Origin of the sequence: Mycolicibacterium gilvum (assembly GCF_900454025.1) — a bacterium.
In the GTDB taxonomy this organism is placed as follows: Bacteria; Actinomycetota; Actinomycetes; order Mycobacteriales; family Mycobacteriaceae; genus Mycobacterium; species Mycobacterium gilvum.
This window is the reverse complement of record NZ_UGQM01000001.1, coordinates 4,435,310-4,454,189: the sequence shown is the minus strand read 5'-3', so window position 1 is coordinate 4,454,189 and position 18,880 is coordinate 4,435,310. Positions and strand designations below refer to the sequence as shown.

Here is an 18,880-nt window from a genome sequence, read left to right as displayed (position 1 = left end):
ATACGTTGGCCGTGTGGCCGAAGAGTTCGATGTGGAGACCAGCGGACTGCTCGACGGGCTCGAAGGGGCCGCCCGTGCCGAACGTGCCGAGCTGATCGGCTGGCTGCTCGACCGCGGCGTCGCCGTCGACGAGATCCGGGGTAATCCGGCGCCGATGCTGCTGGCGTCGCGGCGGGTGATCGGGGACGACGGCGAGTACGTGTCGGCGCGGCAGGCAGCGGACAGGGCGGGCGTCGAACTGGAACTGTTCGAACGTATCCAACGTGCCATGGGGTTGCCGCGGGTCGAGGATCCGGACGCCGAGGTGTTCCTGCGTGCCGACGCGGAGGCGGCGAAGTTCACCCGCGACTTCCTCGACGTCGGGATCGGCCCCGACGAGCTGGTGCAGATCACCCGGTTGTTGGGCGACGGGTTGGCGCGTGCGGCCGAGGCGATGCGCTATGCCGCGCTGGCAGCGGTGATCCGGCCCGCGGCAACGGAATTGGAGACCGCGAAGGCATCCGAGGAACTCGTCGGAAACGTGGCGCCGCTGCTGGGCCCGATGATCCAGGAGGTTCTGCTGCTGCAGTTGCGGCATGCGATCGAAACCGAGGCGATCAACGCGACCGAACGGGCCGAAGGACAGCATCTGCCCGGCGCCCGATCGGTGACGATCGGCTTCGCCGACCTCGTGGGGTTCACCCGTCTGGGCGAGGCGTTGCCGCCGGAGGATCTCGAGCGACTCGCGCAACGGCTCGCGGACATGACGCGCGAGATCGCCGTGGCACCAGTGCGATTCATCAAGACGATCGGTGACGAGGTGATGCTGGTCAGCCCGGAACCTGCGCCCCTGCTGGAGGCGCTGTTGCGCCTCGTCGACGAGACCGAGGGCGAGGACGACTTCCCGCGCTTGCGCGCCGGCGTGGCGACGGGCATGGCGGTGAGCCGGGCGGGGGACTGGTTCGGCAGTCCGGTGAACCTGGCGGCACGGATGACCGGCGCGGCACGGCCCGGAACGGTGCTGGTCGCGGAGTCGGCGCGGGAGGCGATCGGTGAGGACGACCGCTTCGCGTGGTCGTTCGCCGGCGCCAAGCACCTGAAGGGCATCAAGCCGGATGTGAAGAGCTTCCGCGCCCGGTGGGCTCCCGCGTAAGGTCACTGAATTTTCTTCTGTCACTTGGGTTTCTGTGGTCACATTCCGAGGCGGATGTGTCAGTGGGTCGCACTAGTGTTCGATTCATGGATGTGGTGGCGGAAGCGGTCGGGGTGATCGGTGAGCAGCTCGCCGTGCTGGCCAAGGCCGCCGAGGACCTGTCTCATCGGGAGTTGATCGGGCTGCTGTCGGAGTTGACGACGGTGCTGCGCTCGGCCCCGGCGGTCGAGCACCAGGTGTTGGCGCGGTTGCTCGACGAGACGGAACCGCATCATCTCGGGGAGGCGTCGTGGAAGAAGGTGTTGACCACCTCGCTGCGGATCAGCAGCGCCGAGGCGGGTCGCCGCCTGCAGCGTGCGAAGAATCTGGGGCCGCGGCGGGCGATGACCGGGGAACCTTTGGCGCCGGTGTGGGAGGCCACCGCCGCCGCCCAGGCCCAAGGGCGCCTGGGTGAGGAGCATATGGCGGTGATCGCGAAGTTCCACAGGAACCTGCCCTCGTGGGTCGACGTGGATACCCGCGCCGCCGCTGACGCCGAACTCGCGCGGCACGGCTCAGGTTTGGGTCCTGAGGAGTTGGATGCGGTCGCGGGGCGCTTGCTGGTCATGATCGACCAGGACGGCCCCGAACCCAGCGAGACAGACCGCGCGCGGCGGCGCGGGGTCACGCTCGGCGCCCAGCAGCGCGACGGGTTTCGACGCATCAGCGGCTACCTCGACCCGGAAACCGGGGCCTATCTGGAAGCGGCGCTGGCCACAGCGGCCGCCCCCGGCGCCAACCTGCCCGACGGGGAGAGTAAGGGCGGTGATACCCGCACCCAAGCCCAGCGCAACCACGACGGAGTGAAGGCGCTGCTGCGCCGCACCGTCGAAAGCGGGCAGCTCGGTTCCCACAACGGTTTACCGGTGACGGTGATCGTGTCGACGACTCTGCAGGAATTGGAGAAGGGTGCCGGGGTGGCGGTCACCGGTGGCGGGTCACTGCTGCCGATGCCGGATCTGATCCGGCTGGCCGCCGATGCGCACCACTACCTGTACGTCTTCGACGGCCACACCGGCCAGAGCCTCTACCTGGGCAGAGCCAAGCGGCTGGTCAACGCCGCGCAAAGGATCGTGCTGCATGCACGTGACCGGGGCTGTACCCGGCCGGGCTGCACCGTGCCCGGCTACTGGTGTCAGGCCCACCACGCGAGCGCGGACTGGAAAGACGACGGCCACACCGACATCGACGACCTGACGCTTGCGTGTGGGCCTGATAACCGCATGATCGAGACGACCGGCTGGACCACCGCCAAGAACACCGACAACCAGACCGAGTGGATCCCACCCCCCGACCTCGACACGAGTCAGCATCGCGTCAACGGCTACCACCATCCCGAACGCCACCTTCTCGCCGAAGAGGGGGGCGAGCGCGAAGACGACGACGACCCGTAGTCAGCGCGACGGGGTGAACGCGCGCAGCCGCAGGCTGTTGGTCACGACGAAGACCGAACTGAATGCCATTGCGGCACCGGCGATCATCGGGTTGAGCAACCCGGCCGCGGCCAGCGGCAGAGCGGCGACGTTGTAGGCGAACGCCCAGAAGAGGTTGCTCTTGATGGTGCTCAAAGTCTTGCGGGACAACCGGATCGCGTCGGGCACCGCACGCAGGTCGTTGCTGACGAGCGTCAGGTCGCTGGCTTCGATGGCCACATCGGTGCCGCTGCCCATCGCCATCCCCAGATCGGCCTGGGCGAGCGCGGCGGCATCGTTCACTCCGTCGCCGACCATCGCCACGACCCGACCGTCGCGCTGCAGCCGCGTGACGGTGTCCACCTTGTCCTGGGGTAGTACTCCCGCGACGACCTCGTCGATGCCGACCTGCGCGGCGACCGTGCGGGCGACCGCCTCGTTGTCGCCGGTCACCATGATCGGTGTGAGGCCGGCGCGCTTGAGTAGCGAGATCGCTTCGGCCGACGTCGGTTTGACGGCGTCAGCCACCATCAGGACGCCGCGCGCACGTCCATCCCACCCCACGGTGACCGCGGTACTGCCCCCGCCCTCGGCGCGTGCGACGGCGGACGCGAGATCGTCGGGTATCTCGAAGGACCTGTCCGACAGCAGCCGGAGGCGGCCCAGCGTCACACGACGGCCCTCGACGTCCCCTTCGACGCCGAGCCCGCGCAGATTGGCGAAGCCGTCGACGGCGGGGAGGTCGCCGAGCTTGTCCCGCGCACCACTCGCGATCGCCGCGGCGATCGGATGCTCGGACGGACTCTCCACCGCCCCGGCCATGCGCAGCACCTCGTCGGGCTGTTCGCCGTCGGCGGCGAACACGTCGACCAGTGTCATGTCCCCGGTCGTCACGGTGCCCGTCTTGTCGACGATCACGGTGTCCACCCTCCGGGTGGACTCGAGCACCTCGGGTCCCTTGATCAGGATGCCCAACTGGGCGCCGCGTCCGGTGCCCACCATCAACGCCATCGGCGTCGCGAGTCCCAGTGCGCACGGGCACGCGATGATCAGGACCGCTACCGCCGCGGTGAACGCCGCCGCGACCGGGTAACCGCTGCCGATCCAGAACCCGAGTGTCGCCACCGCGAGCCCGATGACGACCGGGACGAAGACGCCCGAGATCCTGTCGGCGAGCCGTTGGGCCTGTGCCTTGCCGTTCTGCGCGTCCTCGACCAGCCGTGCCATCTGCGCCAATTGGGTGTCGGCGCCCACCCGCTCGGCGCGCACCACCAGCCGTCCGTCGACGTTCACCGTCGCACCCACCACGCGGTCGCCCGGTTTGACCTCGAGGGGCACCGACTCGCCGGTCAGCATCGATGCATCGACTGCCGATGCGCCTTCGACGATGATCCCGTCGGCCGCGACCTTCTCGCCCGGCCGGACCACGAACTCGTCGTCGACGCGGAGTTGGTCGATCGGAATGCGGTGTTCTGCAGCACCTCTGCGGACGGTGACGTCGCGGACGCCCAACTCCAGGAGAGCTCGCAGTGCCGCCCCCGCGCGGCGTTTCGCGCGTGCTTCGAAGTACCGGCCGGCGAGGATGAACGTCGTCACCCCGGCGGCGGCCTCCAGGTAGATGTTGCCGCTGCCGTCGGTGCGGGCGATGGTCAGCTCGAACGGGTGCGTCATCCCCGGCACGCCGGCGGTGCCCCAGAACAGCGCGTAGATCGACCAGCCGAACGCGGCGAGGGTGCCGACGGAGATCAGCGTGTCCATCGTGGCGGTGCCGTGGCGCAGGTTGGCCCACGTCGCCCGGTGGAACGGCCATGCGCCCCAGACCACCACGGGCGCCGCGAGGGTCAGCGACAGCCACTGCCAGTACGTGAACTGCAGCGGCGGGGCCATCGCCATCGCGATCACGGGGACCGACAGCGCCACGCAGATCATCAGACGCCGGCGCAGTGCAGCGGTCGGATCGGCGGGTTCGACGTCCGGCGGGTTCGGCGGCTCGGGAAGCGCGGCCTGGTAGCCGGCCGACTCGACCGCCGAGACGAGCTGGTCGGTCGACACATTGTCGCCGAATTCGACACGGGCCTTTTCGGTGGCGTAGTTGACGGTCGCGGTCACGCCGTCGAGTTTGTTGAGCTTCTTCTCCACGCGCGCCGCGCACGACGCACACGTCATCCCGCCGATGGAGAGCTCGAGGGTGTTCACGGGTGGTTTCCGTCCTGATGCCGGTCGTCGGTCACGGGATGGACCTGTGCCGGTCCTTGGGTCGGGCCGAAGGTGCCGCCCACCCACAGCGACGCGGCGAACACCACGGCGAGCATCGCGAGGAACGCGGCGATCCTGGTCGGGGCGGTCACGAGACCGGGCCGCCGGAGATCGTGACCGTACCCTGGGATACGTCCGACGCGGTGACGGTGATGGTGCTCATGCGACTCCTCCCGGGGTCGGTCGAGTTGATGTGTACTATACCCCCCTAGGGTATAGATGGGAACTCGCTACAGGTGAAGGAGTCACGACGATGATGTCGAACCGAAGTCTGAGGGTCGGAGCAGCCGGTGTGGGTGCCACCGTCGTCCTGCTGCTCGCCGGATGCAGTGACGTCGGCACGGAGACCGCCGAGGGCACGCAGGGTCAGGAGACCACCTCGCACGGCGATCACGGCGATACCCATGACGGTGCCCACGGCGATACCCATGACGGTGCCCACAACGATGCCGACGCGACCTTCGCGCGCGACATGGTCCCGCACCACGAGCAGGCGATCGTGATGAGCGACATCATCCTGGCCAAGCAGGGCATCGACCCGCGGGTCACCGAGCTGGCGACCCAGATCAAGGCCGCGCAGGGTCCCGAGATCGCGACGATGCAGGGCTGGCTCACGCAGTGGGGCGTTCCGGCCTCGTCCGGGCACGAGGGCCACGACATGGGCGAGATGACCGACCACGCGGCGATGGGAATGATGACCGAGGCCCAGCTGGAGCAGCTGCGGCAGGCGCAGGGCGTCGACGCCGCGCGCCAGTTCCTCGACGGCATGATCGTTCACCACGAGGGGGCGGTGACGATGGCTCAGACCGAGGTCGACAACGGTCAGTCCGAGGAGGCTGTGGGGCTCGCACGCGAGATCATCGAGACCCAGCAGCGCGAGATCGGCGTCATGAGGCAGATCCTCGGCTCACTGTAGTTTCGCGGCATGCGGATCCTCGTACAGCGCGTCACGTCCGCGCGGGTGATCGTCGGGGGCGACGTCGTCGGCGCGATCGAACCGGAGACCCAGGGTCTGCTCGCACTCGTCGGCGTCACCCACGACGACGACCACACGAAGGCCCGTCGGCTCGCAGAAAAGCTGTGGTCGCTGCGGATTCTCGACGACGAGAAGTCGGCCAGCGACATCGGCGCCCCGATCCTGGTGGTCAGTCAGTTCACCCTGTACGGCAACACCACCAAGGGGCGCCGACCCACATGGAACGCCGCGGCCCCCGGTCCGGTGGCCGAGCCGCTCGTGAGCGACTTCGCCGCGGCGCTCGAATCGTTGGGCGCGACCGTGCAGACCGGTGTCTTCGGGGCCGACATGCAGGTCGAGCTCGTCAACGACGGCCCCGTCACGGTGCTTCTCGAACTGTGACTACTGCGGTGTCGTGACCGGGATGCCCTCCGACGGTTGCACGATCACAAAACCGTTGCCGTAGAACGACACCTGCACCGCTTCGCCCGAACCGCGGCCGATCAGTGCGCCGGCCTTGAAGCTGGTCTTGAGCTGGGTCTGCAGGTTGGCAGACCAGGCGACCACCGCATTGGTGTCCGCGAACGTGGGCGCCTCGGCGGCGTTGAGCACCACCGGAGGTCCGTCGGTGGTCAGTGCCACCCAGCCGGTGCCCCGCAGGGTGGTGTTGAACAGGCCGCCGGCGACCATGCTCCCGCCCTTGACCCGCTCGATGTTCCAGTCGAGGCTCGACGAGAACGCCAGGACGTTCTTGCCGCTGATCGACAGGCCGGAGTTGTTCAGGTTCAGCAGATGCACGTCATAGGACCGGTCGGCGAGGAACACATCGCCCTGGCCCTGGCAGCGCATCAGCGGCAGACCTTCGCCCGTGAGCGCCTTCTTGATGAACTTGGAGGCCCCACCTCCCTCGAAGGCGAACTCGACGTTGCCCTGGTAGGCGACCATCGAGCCCTGGCGTGCCATGAACGGCTCGCCGAGCCGGACGCGGAGCAGCTTCGTGTTCTGGTTCGCGATCGCCTTGGCTTCCTTCTCGCTGAACCGTCCGTCGACGAGATCCCCTGTGATGCCGGTGAATCCGTCGCCTCCGCCGGTGACCGCCTGGGCCTGCTGCTGACCGGGATGCTGCGCCGGGGGTGCGCCGCCCAGGGGTGACCGTTGGATCTGGCCCTGATGGGACACCTGATCGGTCCACTGGGCTCCGTCGTGCCACCGGTAGTCGAAGCGCCCTTCGGGGTCGGGCTGCCAACTGCCCTGGCCGGGTCCTGTCATCGCCGCCTCCTTTGACGAGTCTGTCGACCTCACACTATGTGTCGTCACGGCGCTCGGCACCTGGCATTCTGGCGACATGGCCAAGGAAATCGACCGGCAGCGGGCCCGGGGCGCTCTCGCGGTGATCAAGCAGCATCCCGGCATGGTGCTGTTCGCGGTATCGCCTGTCCTTCTCGTCGTCGGACTGGTGTGGTGGTTGCTGGGGGCAGGCTGGGCGATGGCGCTGTTGGTGGCGGCTCTCGTCGGCGGCGGCGTGGCCGTGCTGCGCACGCGCGGCTGAGACCTCAGACTCGGGTCACCGCGACGTAGGCCGAGTTCAGCGCCGGAGTCTGCGACAGCGGGTCGACCGGCTCCGCGTCGACCAGCAGATTGCGGTTGACCCCGAACCCCACTGGCGCCGATCCGCCCCGGGGATCGAAAACCCGTGATCCCCAACCGTGGTCGATGATCACCACGCCGGGGCGGGGCTGATCCGAGACCGCCGCGGTGAGCTCGATCGCCCCGACCGGGGAATGCACCGTGACGCGGTCTCCGTCGGCGATGCCCAGCGGCGCCGCGTCGTCGGGATGGAGGACGACCTCGCTACCCTTTCCCGACGGATGCAGCCCGGGCAGGTCGTTGAGCCAGGAGTTCATCGAGTGCCGGTGGCGGCGGTTGGCGAGCTGAAACGGGTATCCGGCCGGCGCAGCCGGGGCGGGCTCGGCGAGCAGTTCCCGCGCGCGGGCGACGAACTCGGGCGGAGCCAGACGAACCACCTTGTCGGGGGTGCGCAGTGCCTCGCGGAAATGCCCGAACTCGCGGGGGCCGAGCACCCAGCCGTGCGGATGGGCGAGCACCTCGCGCCACCTGATCCTGCGTCCGTTGAACTTCCGGCCCGTGGCGACGACGAGCCTGTCGATCCAGGCGGGGGAGAACTCGAGCTGCGGCCGCCGGGTCACCCGCGCCACCCTCCGCGTCGCGGTGATGAACGCGTTGAGCCCCTTGGCGCCGAACAGCGGCTTGCCCATCGCGAGGGCGAGGTCGACGAAGATGCGCCACTCCTGCCGCGCCCCCGGCGGTGGCTCCACGGCCCGGGCGCCGAAGTGCAGGTACGGTTCGTCATGCATGTTGCTGGTGAAGGCCAGCAGGTCGTCGCGCTCCAGCCAGTGCACCGCCGGCAGCAGCCAGTGCGCGTGCCGGTGGCTTTCGCGTTGCACGAAATCGATGGCGACCAGAAGGTCCAGCTGGGACAGGGCCTCGTCGAGTCGCGCGCCGTCGGGACCCGACACGACCGGATTGCCGCAGTTGAGCAGCAGAGCGCGGATCTGGCCCGGCCCCGGCGTGGTGATCTCGTCGGGAAGTTCGGACAGCGCGTGCGCTCCGGCGACCATCTCCCGTCCCGACAGACGGTTGCGATGTGGCGTCGCCTTCACCATGCCCGACATCCTGATCGCGTCGACGTAGCCGGGCTCGTACCGGCGACCGCCCGGCCGATCCATCCGCCCGGTGATGACGTTGAGCACATGGCCGAGCCATTCGGCGACGGTGCCGGTCAAGTGCATCGACACCCCGGTCCGGGTGACGACCATCGCTGCCCGCGCCGTCGCGAAATCCCGTGCCACCGACTCGATCCGGTCCCGCGGGACGTCACAGCGATCGGCCAGATCGTCGATGTCGACGTCGGCGACCAGCGCGCGCAGGCCCTCCATGCTGTCGACGAGCTCAGCGCAGTCCTGCCGGTGCTCGAGCCCCTCCCCGAGGATCACCGCGACCATCGCGAGCAGCAGCGCCCAATCCTGGCCGGGCCGAACCGCCACGTGCACATCGGCTTTCGCGGCCGACTCGGTGCGCACGGGGTCGACGACGACGATCGTCGCGCCCCGGGCCTGGCGCGCGAGCGCTCGTCGCCATCCGCCCGGCACGGTCTCGAGCCAGTTCCAGGCGCTCACGGCCGGATTGGTGCCGACGAGCAGGAAGTAGTCGCAGTTGTCGATGTCGGACACCGGCGCCATCAGGATCGATCCGTACATGGCCTGGGCGACGACGTGCATCGCGTTCTGGTCGATCGACCCGACGGCGTACCGGCTGTGGGTGCCGACGGCATCGAGCCAGCCGTTCATGAACACGATGTTCGAGGACGAAAAGCCCGCCGGGTTGCCGTAATACACGCCGACGGCATCGGGGCCGCCGGCGTCGATCGCCGCGTTCATCCGGGTCGCGATGTCGGCGATGGCCTCGTCCCAGGCCGCCTCGACGTATTCGTCGCCGACCCGACGCATCGGGTTCAGGATCCGGCGGGGATGCTCGACGAGCTGCGCGGCGGTGCGTCCCTTGGCGCAGAAGTCGTGCCAGCTGTGCGGGTTGCGCTTATCGGCTGAGATCTTCGTGACGCGGTTGTCCTCGACGGTCACCTCGACCCCGCAGGAGGCCAGGCAGTACCGGCAGAACGTGTGCACAGTCCGGCTCATGTGGTCATGGTGCCCCGAGCCCTCGGCGGCCGTCCCCGAAACGGAATTGAGCAGATCGATTACCGGTTGACCATCGTCCAGTACTCCCCGCGACGTGCCAGCAGCTCACTGTGGGTGCCGCGTTCGACGATCCTGCCCGCCTCCATCACCAGGATGGTGTCGGCATCGCGGATGGTCGAGAGCCGGTGCGCGATGATGAAACTGGTGCGGTCGCGGCGCAGTTCGCGCATCGCGTGCTGGATCAGGACCTCGGTCCGGGTGTCCACCGAGCTCGTCGCCTCGTCGAGGACGAGCACCTGGGGGCGGGCCAGAATCGCGCGCGCGATGGTGATGAGCTGCTTCTCGCCGGCGCTGATGTTGGTGCCGCCGTCGTTGATGCGGGTGTCGTAGCCGTCCGGCAGCGTGTGCACGAAGCGGTCCACATACGCCGCGGTGGCCGCCTCGATCACCTCGTCGTGAGCGGCGTCCGGCCGGCCGTAGGCGATGTTGTCGTAAATGGTTCCCGCGAACAACCAGGTGTCCTGCAGCACCATGCCGATCCGGGACCGCAGCGACCCGCGGCTGACCGTCGTGATGTCGGTGCCGTCGAGCAGGATGCGGCCCGAATCCACGTCGTAGAACCGCATCAGCAGGTTCACCAGGGTGGTCTTACCGGCACCCGTGGGTCCGACGATGGCGATCGTCTGCCCTGGTTCGGCGACCAGCGACAGGTCCTCGACGACCGGGGTCCCGGGCCGGTAGCTGAACCAGACGCCATCGAATTCGACACGGCCGTCGCGCCGGTCGGCAGACGCGGGCAGCGCCTCGACCGGATCAGCGGGTTCCTCCTCGGCGTCGAGGAGGTCGAAGACCCGCTCCGCGCTGGCGATTCCGGACTGCATGGTGTTGTACATCCCGGCGATCTGGGTCAGCGGCTGGTTGAACTGGCGGACGTACTGGATGAACGCCTGGATGCCGCCGAGGGTGATCTGTCCGGTCGCGACCTGCAGACCACCCACCACGGCGACCGCGACGTAGCTCAGGTTGCCGATGAAGATCGTCGCGGGGGAGACGAGGCCGGAGAGGAACTGCGCGCCGAAGCTGGCGTGGTAGACGTCGTCGTTGAGCTCGCGGAACTGATCCTCGGCGCGGGCCCGGTGTCCGAACGTCTTGACGACGGTGAATCCGCTGTAGGTCTCCTCGATGTGCGCGTTGAGCCGACCCGTGTTGGTCCACTGCGCGACGAACAGTGTCCGGGACCGCTTCGCGATGGAACGGGTCACCCACAGCGACAACGGCGCCGTCACCACGGTCAGCAGCGTGAGCATCGGTGAGATCGTCAGCATCATCACCAGCACCGCCACCGCCGTCAGCACGGAGGTCAGCAGTTGGGTGATCGACATCGTCAGCGACTGCTGCAGATTGTCCACGTCGTTGGTGACCCGGCTGAGCACCTCCCCGCGCTGCCGGGAATCGAAGTAGCGCAACGGTAGCCGGTGCACCTTGTCCTCGACGTCGGCGCGCAGCGACACCATGGTGCGCTGCACGACGACGTTGAGCAGCCGGGCTTGGATCCAGACCATCAGCGCCGCAACCAGATACAGGCCCAGCGCGAGCATCAGCGTGCGGGCCACTGCCGCGAAGTCGACCCCCTGGCCCGGGACGACGTCCATACCGGAGAGCAGATCGGCGAACGTGGTGTCGCCCCTGGCGCGGGCGGCGTCGATGGCCTGCTCCTTGGTCGACCCCGCCGGCAGCTGCCGGCCGATGACGCCGTTGAACAGCAGATCGGTCGCGTGACCGAGGATCCGCGGCCCGACGACCCCGATCGCGATGCCGCCCACGCCGAGGAGCATGACCGCGACAGTCATCCCCCGCTGCGGGGTGAGTCGCCTCAGCAGCCGGATCGCCGAGGCCTTGAAGTCGCGCGAACGCTCCTGCGGCGGTTCTCCCATCCGGATCCCGCGGGCCAGGGGGCCGCTCATCGGTCTCCTGCCGACACGGACTGCGAATCCGCGAATTCGCGGTACGCCGAGCAGCTGTCGAGCAATTCGGCGTGGGTTCCCGCACCCACCATCCGCCCGTCGTCGAGCACGACGATCAGGTCGGCGCCGGATACCGTCGAGATCCGTTGCGAGACAATGATCACCGTTGACCCGGCCGACGCCTCCCGCACCCTGTCGCGCACCCGTGCGTCGGTGTGCACGTCGAGCGCCGAGAACGCGTCGTCGAAAAGGTAGATCACGGGCTTGCGGATCACCGCGCGGGCGATGGCCAACCGCTGGCGCTGGCCGCCGGAGAAGTTCATCCCGCCCTGAGCGACCCGCATCAGCAGACCGTCGGGGTGCCCGGCGACGAAGTCGTCGGCGCAGGCGACCCGCAGCGCCTCCCACATCTGGTCGTCGGTCGCCACGTGGCCGGGGGGCGCGCCGAACTGCAAATTGTCGGAGATCGTGCCGGAGAACAGGTATCCGCGCTGGGGCACCATACCGATGACCGTCCACAACTTCTCGATGTCGAAGTCACGGACGTCGATACCGTCGACGCTGATCGCGCCGGCCGTGACGTCGTACAGGCGGCAGATCAACGAGATCAACGTCGACTTGCCCGACCCGGTGGACCCGACGATCGCCGTCGTCGTGCCGGGGCGGGCCGTGAACGAAACATCCTGCAGGACCGGGCGGTCGGCACCGGCATAGCTGAACGTCGCACGGTCGAACCGGATCTCACCGGCCACGGTGTCCGGTGACGCCGCCGACGGCGAGGAGGTGATCGCCGGCTCGGTGGAGAGCACCTCGGTGATGCGTTCGGCGCACACTGATGCCCGCGGGATGATCACGAGAATGAAGGTGGCCATCAGCACCGACATCAGGATCTGCATGAAGTACGACAGGAACGCGATCAGCGACCCGACCTGCATCTCACCGGCATCGATGCGCATTCCGCCGAACCAGATCAACGCGACGCTGGACACGTTGATCACCAGGGTCGTCACCGGAAGCATCAGCGCCTGCCACCGTCCGGCCTCCAGTACGCTGCCGGCCAGCTCGGTGTTGGCCTCGGCGAAGCGGTTGCGCTCGAACGGTTCCCGGGCGAACGCGCGCACCACACGCAGGCCGGTGAGCTGCTCGCGCATCACGCGGTTGATGCTGTCGATCTGCCCCTGCACCCGCCGGAAGATCGGCAGCAGATGCGACACGATCCAGTAGTTCGCCAGCGCCAACACGGGCACGGCGACGAGGAGCAGCCACGACAGTCCGGCGTCCTGGTGGATCGCCATGAAGATGCCACCCACACACATGATCGGGGCGGTGATGAGCATCGTGGCTGACAGCTGCACCAGCAGCTGAATCTGCTGGACGTCGTTGGTGGTGCGGGTCAGCAGTGATGGCGCTCCGAAGCGGGCCGTCTCCTCGGCGGAGAAGCCGGTGACGTGGTGGAACAGTGACGAGCGCAGGTCGCGACCCACCCCCATGCTCGCCCGCGAACCGAAGTACACCGCACCGACCGCGCACACCACCTGCACAGCGGTCACCGCCAGCATCACCGCACCGAGGCGCACGATGCGGTCCAGGTCGCCTTGTGCCACACCGTCGTCGATGATCGCCGCGTTCACCGTCGGCAGGTACAGCGTGGCCATCGTGCTGACCACCTGTAGGGCCGCCACCACCGCGAGCAGTGGGCGGTACGGACGGGCGTACCGTCGGAGCAGCTCCCAGAGCATCCCGCTACTGTCGCACATCCGAGGCAGGGGGCGGCGGTGCGGCCGCCGCGCCTGAGAATCGGATAAATAGGCAGGTCAGTCGGCATGTCGGTGGTTGACTGTGTGGGCTGCCGCTACAGTGCATGGCGTGACCCCCAGCTACCGCGGACATCGTCGGCCGGTGAAAGCTCTGGCCGTCGTCGCGGCGGCGCTGATGCCGGTGCTCGCCGCATGCTCGGACTCCGAACCGCAGGGCCCGTCGGTGCCGACGTCGGAGGAGCCGCAGCAGAACGTCGCACACGGTCCGTTCTTCCCGCAGTGCGGTGGGCTCAGCGACGAAGAGGTCGGCAGGCTGACCGAGGTGCCCGGACTGGTCAACACCGCCAAGACCTCCGTCGGCTGCCAGTGGCTCTCCGGCGGGTCGATCCTCGGGCCGCACTTCTCGTTCTCCTGGTTCCGCGGGAGCCCGATCGGCCGGGAGCGCAAGACCATGGAGCTCTCCCGCACCAGCGTCGAGGATCTCAGCATCGAGGGCCACGACGGGTTCATCGGCATCAACGAGGATCCCGACCCGAAGATCGGTATCAACCTCTGCGAGGTCGGCATCCAGTTCGGCGACGACTTCATCGAGTGGTCGGTGAGCTACGCCCAGCCGCCCTATCCGAACGCGTGCGATGTGGCCAAGGAACTCACCCGCCAGTCGATTGTGAACTCGAAATGACCCCACGTCTGCTCCGAGGCGCCATCGCCGCGATGGCCGGCCTCGTCGTGCTGACCGGCTGCACGCAGACGGTCGAAGGCACCGCCGCCAAGTCGGGCACCGGCAACGTGCCGCGCAACGACAACTCCGAGCGCAAGTATCCGAACCTGCTCAAGGAGTGTGAGGTCCTCACCGAGGACATCCTCGCCGAGACGGTCGGCGCCGATCCGCTCGACATCCAGAGCACCTTCGTCGGCGCGATCTGCCGCTGGCAGGCGGCCAACCCCGCCGGCCTGGTCGACATCACCCGCTTCTGGTTCGAGACGGGCAGCCTCGACAACGAGCGCAGCGTCGCCGAGCAGCTCGAATATCAGCTCGAGGAGCGCAATGTCGCGGGTATCCAGTCGATCGTGATGCGTCCGAACGACCCCAACGGCGCCTGCGGTGTCGCCAGCGACGCGGCCGGTGTCGTGGGTTGGTGGGTCAACCCGCAGACGCCGGGGATGGACGCGTGCGGGATGGCGATCAAGCTGATGGAGCTGACGCTGGCGACCCGCGCCTGATATCAGCGCGCGGTATGAAAGTCGATCAGCTCCGCGCCTCGTAGCGCCCACTGCTCCCACGGCGCCGACGAACGCAGCACCGCGACCGACGACGTCGGATACTTCGCCGAGATCTTGTCGGCGACAGGGCCGTTGCCGGACCGCTCATCGGCCAGGCCTAGGGCGACCGAGGACATCACCGGTTCGTGGCCGATCACCAAGAGCGTGGACACGTCCTCACCGAAGCGTGCCTGCGCGCCGTTGACCTCCTCGATGAGGATGCCCGCCGTGGCGTCGTAGATCCGGTCCACGAACTGCACCGGCGCGGTGATCCCGGTCTGCTCCAGCGTCTGGCGGGTCCGCGTCGCCGTCGAGCACAGCACGGCGTCGACGTCGCCGATGGTCGACCGGATCCAGTCGCCGGCGAGGGCGGCCTCACGGACACCCCGGGACGCGAGCGGACGGTCGTGGTCGACGACTCCGTCGGGATAGTCGGACTTGGCGTGGCGCAGCAGCAGCAGTGTGCGGAGTCGGTCGCTCATCCCATTAACGGTAGGGCATGCCGGTGCGCGTCCACAGACTTGTCGGAGCGCGGCCCTACAGTAGCTGTGCCTGACGGAAACCACGGGAAAGGACGGGCTGAGATGCGATTTCTCCACACCGCTGACTGGCAGCTCGGCATGACCCGCCACTACCTGAACGGGGATGCGCAGCCACGGTATTCGGCCGCGCGCCGCGGTGCGGTGGCCGCGCTCGGGCCGTTGGCCGCGCAGGTCGGCGCCGAGTTCGTGGTGGTCTCCGGTGACGTGTTCGAACACAATCAGCTCGCCCCGCGCGAGATCGGCACCGCGCTGGAGGCGATGCGCGCCATCGGGGTCCCGGTCTACCTGCTTCCCGGCAACCACGATCCGCTCGACGCGTCGTCGGTGTACACGAGCGCGTTGTTCACCTCCGAGCGGCCCGACAACGTCGTGGTCCTCGACACCCCCGGGGTGTACGAGGTCCGTCCCGGCCTCGAGCTGGTCGCCGCGCCGTGGTTCTCGAAGGCGCCGACCACCGACCTGGTCGCCGGGGCGCTCGACGGACTCCCGGAGGACGGGACCACCCGCATCGTCGTCGGCCACGGTGCCGTCGACATCCTGGTCCCCGACAAGGACCGGCCGTCGCTGATCGGGCTGGCCGCGGTGGAGGCCGCCCTCGCCCGCGGTGCGGTGCACTATGTCGCGTTGGGCGACAAGCACTCCCGCATGAGCGTCGGGTCGACCGGCCGCATCTGGTACTCGGGTTCGCCGGAGGTGACCAACTACGACGACATCGAGCCCGATCCGGGCCAGGTGCTCGTCGTCGACATCGACGACACCGTCGAGAGCCGGCCCGTGACCGTCGACGCCCGCCGCGTCGGTGTGTGGCGCTTCATGTCGCTGCGCCACGCCGTCGACGACAACAGGGACATCGCCGACCTCGACATCAACCTCGACCAGATGCCGGACAAGGAGACCACGGTGATCCGGCTCGGGCTGACCGGGTCACTGACGGTGACCGACAAGGCGGCACTCGACGCGTGCCTGGATCGGTACGCCCGCCTGTTCGCCGCCCTGGTGCCGTGGGACAAGCAGACCGACATCGCGGTCATGCCCGCCGACGGGGAGTTCGACGACCTCGGGATCGGCGGGTTCGCCGCCGCGGCGGTGGAGGAGTTGGTGGCCACCGCGCGCTCGACGGGTGACGATGCCGAAGATGCCCGCGGCGCGCTGGCCCTGTTGCTCCGGCTCACCGAAGGAGGCGCGGCGTGAAGCTGCACCGGCTGGTCCTGACGAACTACCGCGGAATCACCCACCGCGACATCGAATTTCCCGACAGGGGTGTGGTCGTGGTCAGCGGCGCGAACGAGGTCGGCAAGTCCTCGATGCTCGAAGCGCTCGATCTGCTCCTGGAGTCCAAGGACCGCTCCAACAAGAAAGAGATCAAGCAGGTCAAGCCGACGCACGCCGACGTCGGCGCCGAGGTCACCGCCGAGATCTCCGCCGGGCCTTACCGATTCGTGTACCGCAAACGGTTCCACAAGAAGCCGGAGACGGAACTGACGGTGGTGGCGCCCCGGCGCCAGCAGTTCACCGGCGACGAAGCCCACGAGCGGGTTCGCGCGATGCTCGCCGAGACCGTCGACCTCGACCTCTGGCAGGCGCAGCGGGTGCTGCAGTCGGCACCGACGACCGCCGCCGATCTGTCCGCCTGCGACGCACTTTCGCGCGCGCTCGATGTGGTGGCCGGGGAAGTCGACGACGATCCTGCGCCGGGCGGCGCCGTCGATACGCTCCTCGTCGACCGTATCGACGAGGAGTACCGCCGCTATTTCACGCTCACCGGCAAGCCCACCGGCGAGTGGGCGGCAGCGACCAAGCGCCTGCGCGACGCCGATGAACAGGTCGCCCGGTGCGCCGCGGCGGTGGCCGAGGTGGACGAGGCCGTGCGCAGACATGCCGCACTGACCGCCGACCTGGCTGTGCTGTCCGCTGAAAGAGTCACCGCTGCCGCGCATCTGGAGTCGGCCGCACAGGCGGAGAAAAAGGTCGCGGCCCTGCGTGCCGACCTCGACCGGGCGACCGCACGTGCGGAGGCGGCGACCTCGACACACACCGCATCGCAGAGTGCGCTGACCGAGCGGCGACGGTGCCGCGCCGACATCGACGACCGGACCGCGACGATCACGCGGTTGCAGGCTGAATCCGCGGTCGCCACCGACGAACTGGACACGGCTGCGCAGATGAAGGTGGCCGCCGACGAGGCCGCCGAGAAGGCCCGGCTGGCCCTGACGGCCGGCCAGGAACGGGTGGACGCGGCCCGCGGCGCGGTGCAGCGGCTGGCCGACCGCGAAGAGGTGGACCGCCTTGCGGGCAGGATCGCCACCATCGAACGCCATCAGCGCGAACTGGACGCCGTCAGCGGCGAACTGGCGGCGATCGCGTTGACCGACCCGCTGATGACGGCCATCGAGAAGGCCGCCGCCGTCGTCGATCGGGCCACCGCGGCCGTCGCGTACGCCTCGGCCCGTATGGAACTGGTGGCCGCCGCCGATATGGAGATCAGTGTCGACGGCAGTGCGGTGACGCTGCACGCGGGGGACACCTGGTCGGCGGGGGTCGCGACCGACACCGGGGTCGACGTCGCGGGCGTGCTGTCGCTGCGGATCACACCGGGGGCGTCGGCATCGGCGACCCGGGCCGAGCTGGACACGGCGACGGCGGCGCTGTCGGACGCACTCGCGCAGGCCGGTGTCGCCGATCTCGCCGCGGCACGCGCGCTGGATGCCCACCGTCAGCAACTGCAGGCCGCGCGCCGGCAGGTGAGCGCGATCCTGGACGCCTTGACCGCCGACGATTCCGTCGAGGACCTCCGGGACCGGCTGTCGGCGGTGAACGCCCGGATCCCCGCCGCGGACGGTCTGTTCGACACCGAGGTCGCGATCCTCGATCCCGCAGCGCAGCGGTTGGAGCTGATCGAGGCGACCGCCGCCCACCAGGACGCGATCCGGGACTGCGAGACCCGCCGCAAGGTCGCCGATCAGGCGGGCAAGCTGGTCGCCCAGCGGGAGCTGAACGCAGCCAGGATCGCCCAGAAGCTGCAGTCCGCCCAGCAGGAGCTGACCACGATCGCCGCGCGCCTGGCCGAGCAGCGTGCCTCGGTCGGCGACGCCGAACTGGCGCTCAAGACCGACGCCGACGCCGAGGCCGCTTTCAAGGCCATGGCCGCGGTCGCCGGGCTCCGCGAGGAGCTGGCCCGGCATCATCCCGACGCGGTGGCGGCAGCGCTCTCCGACGCCGACCGGGCGGTCACCACGGTCACGGCGCGCCGGGACGAGGCCCTCGAGGCGCTCCGCGAGATCGCCGCACAGCTGAAGGTGTTCGGCACCGAGGGGCGCAAGGGCAACCTCGACGCCGCCGAGACCGAGCGTGAGCGGGCCGAGGCGGAGTTCGGACGGGTGCAGCGCCGGGCTCGGGCGGCGCAGCTGCTCCGGACGGTCATGGGCAGGCATCGGGACGCGATGCGGCAGCGCTATGTCGACCCGTTCCGCGCCGAGGTGGAACGGTTGGGCCGCATCGTGTTCGGCGAGACGTTCGAGGTCGACGTCGACAGCGAGCTGCGCATCGGGCACCGCACGCTGTCGGGGCGCACGGTGCCCTACGAGTCCCTGTCCGGCGGCGCCAAGGAACAGCTGGGCATCGTGGCACGGCTGGCCGGCGCGGCGCTGGTCGCCAAGGAGGACAGCGTGCCGGTCGTGATCGACGACGCGCTCGGCTTCACCGATGCCGAGCGGCTGACCAGGATGGCGGAGGTGTTCGACGCGGTCGCCGGCGACGGTCAGGTCATCATCCTCACCTGCAGCCCGCAGCGCTACGCCGATGTCCGCAGTGCCCGCCACATCGAGCTGGTCGCCGGTTGATCCGA

16 protein-coding genes are annotated in these 18,880 nt (G+C 68.9%); 9 read left to right on the top strand and 7 right to left on the bottom strand.

Going from position 1 to position 18,880, the window contains the following annotated elements; all coding sequences use genetic code 11:
- The first annotated feature begins 13 nt into the window (after positions 1-13).
- Positions 14-1,132, top strand: coding sequence for an adenylate/guanylate cyclase domain-containing protein (locus DYE23_RS20755; RefSeq protein WP_115328038.1), 1,119 nt, complete (start codon positions 14-16; stop codon positions 1,130-1,132).
- Between the two features lie 86 nt (positions 1,133-1,218).
- Positions 1,219-2,565, top strand: coding sequence for an HNH endonuclease signature motif containing protein (locus tag DYE23_RS20750; RefSeq protein WP_115328037.1), 1,347 nt, complete (start codon positions 1,219-1,221; stop codon positions 2,563-2,565).
- Here DYE23_RS20750 and DYE23_RS20745 read toward each other — a convergent pair whose 3' ends face one another.
- Complete coding sequence (locus tag DYE23_RS20745; protein ID WP_115328036.1) at positions 2,566-4,779, bottom strand: heavy metal translocating P-type ATPase; 2,214 nt, start codon at positions 4,777-4,779, stop codon at positions 2,566-2,568.
- Entirely contained in the window at positions 4,776-4,931 is a 156-nt protein-coding gene (locus tag DYE23_RS30925; protein WP_172527820.1) for a hypothetical protein, read from the bottom strand. The genes DYE23_RS20745 and DYE23_RS30925 overlap by 4 nt, the downstream gene beginning before the upstream one ends.
- A 161-nt stretch (positions 4,932-5,092) precedes the next feature.
- Between DYE23_RS30925 and DYE23_RS20740 the strand changes: the two genes are divergently transcribed.
- A complete protein-coding gene (locus DYE23_RS20740) occupies positions 5,093-5,755 on the top strand; it encodes a DUF305 domain-containing protein (RefSeq protein ID WP_115328035.1) in 663 nt (220 codons plus the stop codon).
- 9 nt (positions 5,756-5,764) lie between these two features.
- A complete protein-coding gene (dtd, locus tag DYE23_RS20735) occupies positions 5,765-6,196 on the top strand; it encodes a D-aminoacyl-tRNA deacylase (protein WP_115328034.1) in 432 nt (143 codons plus the stop codon).
- Here dtd and DYE23_RS20730 read toward each other — a convergent pair whose 3' ends face one another.
- Positions 6,197-7,063: an AIM24 family protein gene (locus DYE23_RS20730; RefSeq protein ID WP_099961793.1), complete on the bottom strand. Its 867-nt coding sequence runs from the start codon at positions 7,061-7,063 to the stop codon at positions 6,197-6,199.
- A gap of 76 nt (positions 7,064-7,139) precedes the next feature.
- Between DYE23_RS20730 and DYE23_RS20725 the strand changes: the two genes are divergently transcribed.
- Positions 7,140-7,343: a hypothetical protein gene (locus DYE23_RS20725; protein WP_011893133.1), complete on the top strand. Its 204-nt coding sequence runs from the start codon at positions 7,140-7,142 to the stop codon at positions 7,341-7,343.
- A gap of 4 nt (positions 7,344-7,347) precedes the next feature.
- On the opposite strand, the gene DYE23_RS20720 is transcribed toward DYE23_RS20725, so the two are convergent.
- Genes DYE23_RS20720 through DYE23_RS20710 form a run of 3 tightly spaced genes read right to left on the bottom strand, consistent with a single transcriptional unit; the run spans position 7,348 to position 13,213 of the window.
- Positions 7,348-9,510, bottom strand: a complete 2,163-nt coding sequence (locus DYE23_RS20720; RefSeq protein WP_115328033.1) for a molybdopterin-containing oxidoreductase family protein — start codon at positions 9,508-9,510, stop codon at positions 7,348-7,350.
- Positions 9,511-9,569: 59 nt separating this feature from the next.
- A complete protein-coding gene (locus tag DYE23_RS20715; RefSeq protein WP_115328032.1) occupies positions 9,570-11,474 on the bottom strand; it encodes an ABC transporter ATP-binding protein in 1,905 nt (634 codons plus the stop codon).
- Entirely contained in the window at positions 11,471-13,213 is a 1,743-nt protein-coding gene (locus DYE23_RS20710; RefSeq protein WP_172527938.1) for an ABC transporter ATP-binding protein, read from the bottom strand. Before DYE23_RS20710 ends, DYE23_RS20715 begins: the two co-directional genes overlap by 4 nt.
- 118 nt (positions 13,214-13,331) lie before the next feature.
- Between DYE23_RS20710 and DYE23_RS20705 the strand changes: the two genes are divergently transcribed.
- Positions 13,332-13,913: a DUF3558 domain-containing protein gene (locus DYE23_RS20705; RefSeq protein WP_011893137.1), complete on the top strand. Its 582-nt coding sequence runs from the start codon at positions 13,332-13,334 to the stop codon at positions 13,911-13,913.
- Positions 13,910-14,455, top strand: coding sequence for a DUF3558 domain-containing protein (locus tag DYE23_RS20700; RefSeq protein WP_011893138.1), 546 nt, complete (start codon positions 13,910-13,912; stop codon positions 14,453-14,455). Before DYE23_RS20705 ends, DYE23_RS20700 begins: the two co-directional genes overlap by 4 nt.
- Before the next feature lie 2 nt (positions 14,456-14,457).
- On the opposite strand, the gene DYE23_RS20695 is transcribed toward DYE23_RS20700, so the two are convergent.
- The gene (locus DYE23_RS20695) at positions 14,458-14,976 is read right to left on the bottom strand and encodes a SixA phosphatase family protein (RefSeq protein ID WP_099961790.1); all 519 of its coding nucleotides are present in this window, start codon (positions 14,974-14,976) and stop codon (positions 14,458-14,460) included.
- Between the two features lie 102 nt (positions 14,977-15,078).
- Between DYE23_RS20695 and DYE23_RS20690 the strand changes: the two genes are divergently transcribed.
- Together DYE23_RS20690 and DYE23_RS20685 are read left to right on the top strand one after the other, a co-directional pair.
- Positions 15,079-16,227 carry a metallophosphoesterase family protein gene (locus DYE23_RS20690; protein WP_011893140.1) on the top strand — a complete coding sequence of 383 codons (1,149 nt, stop codon included), beginning with the start codon at positions 15,079-15,081 and terminating at the stop codon, positions 16,225-16,227.
- Complete coding sequence (locus tag DYE23_RS20685; protein ID WP_115328030.1) at positions 16,224-18,875, top strand: AAA family ATPase; 2,652 nt, start codon at positions 16,224-16,226, stop codon at positions 18,873-18,875. Before DYE23_RS20690 ends, DYE23_RS20685 begins: the two co-directional genes overlap by 4 nt.
- Positions 18,876-18,880: the final 5 nt, after the last annotated feature.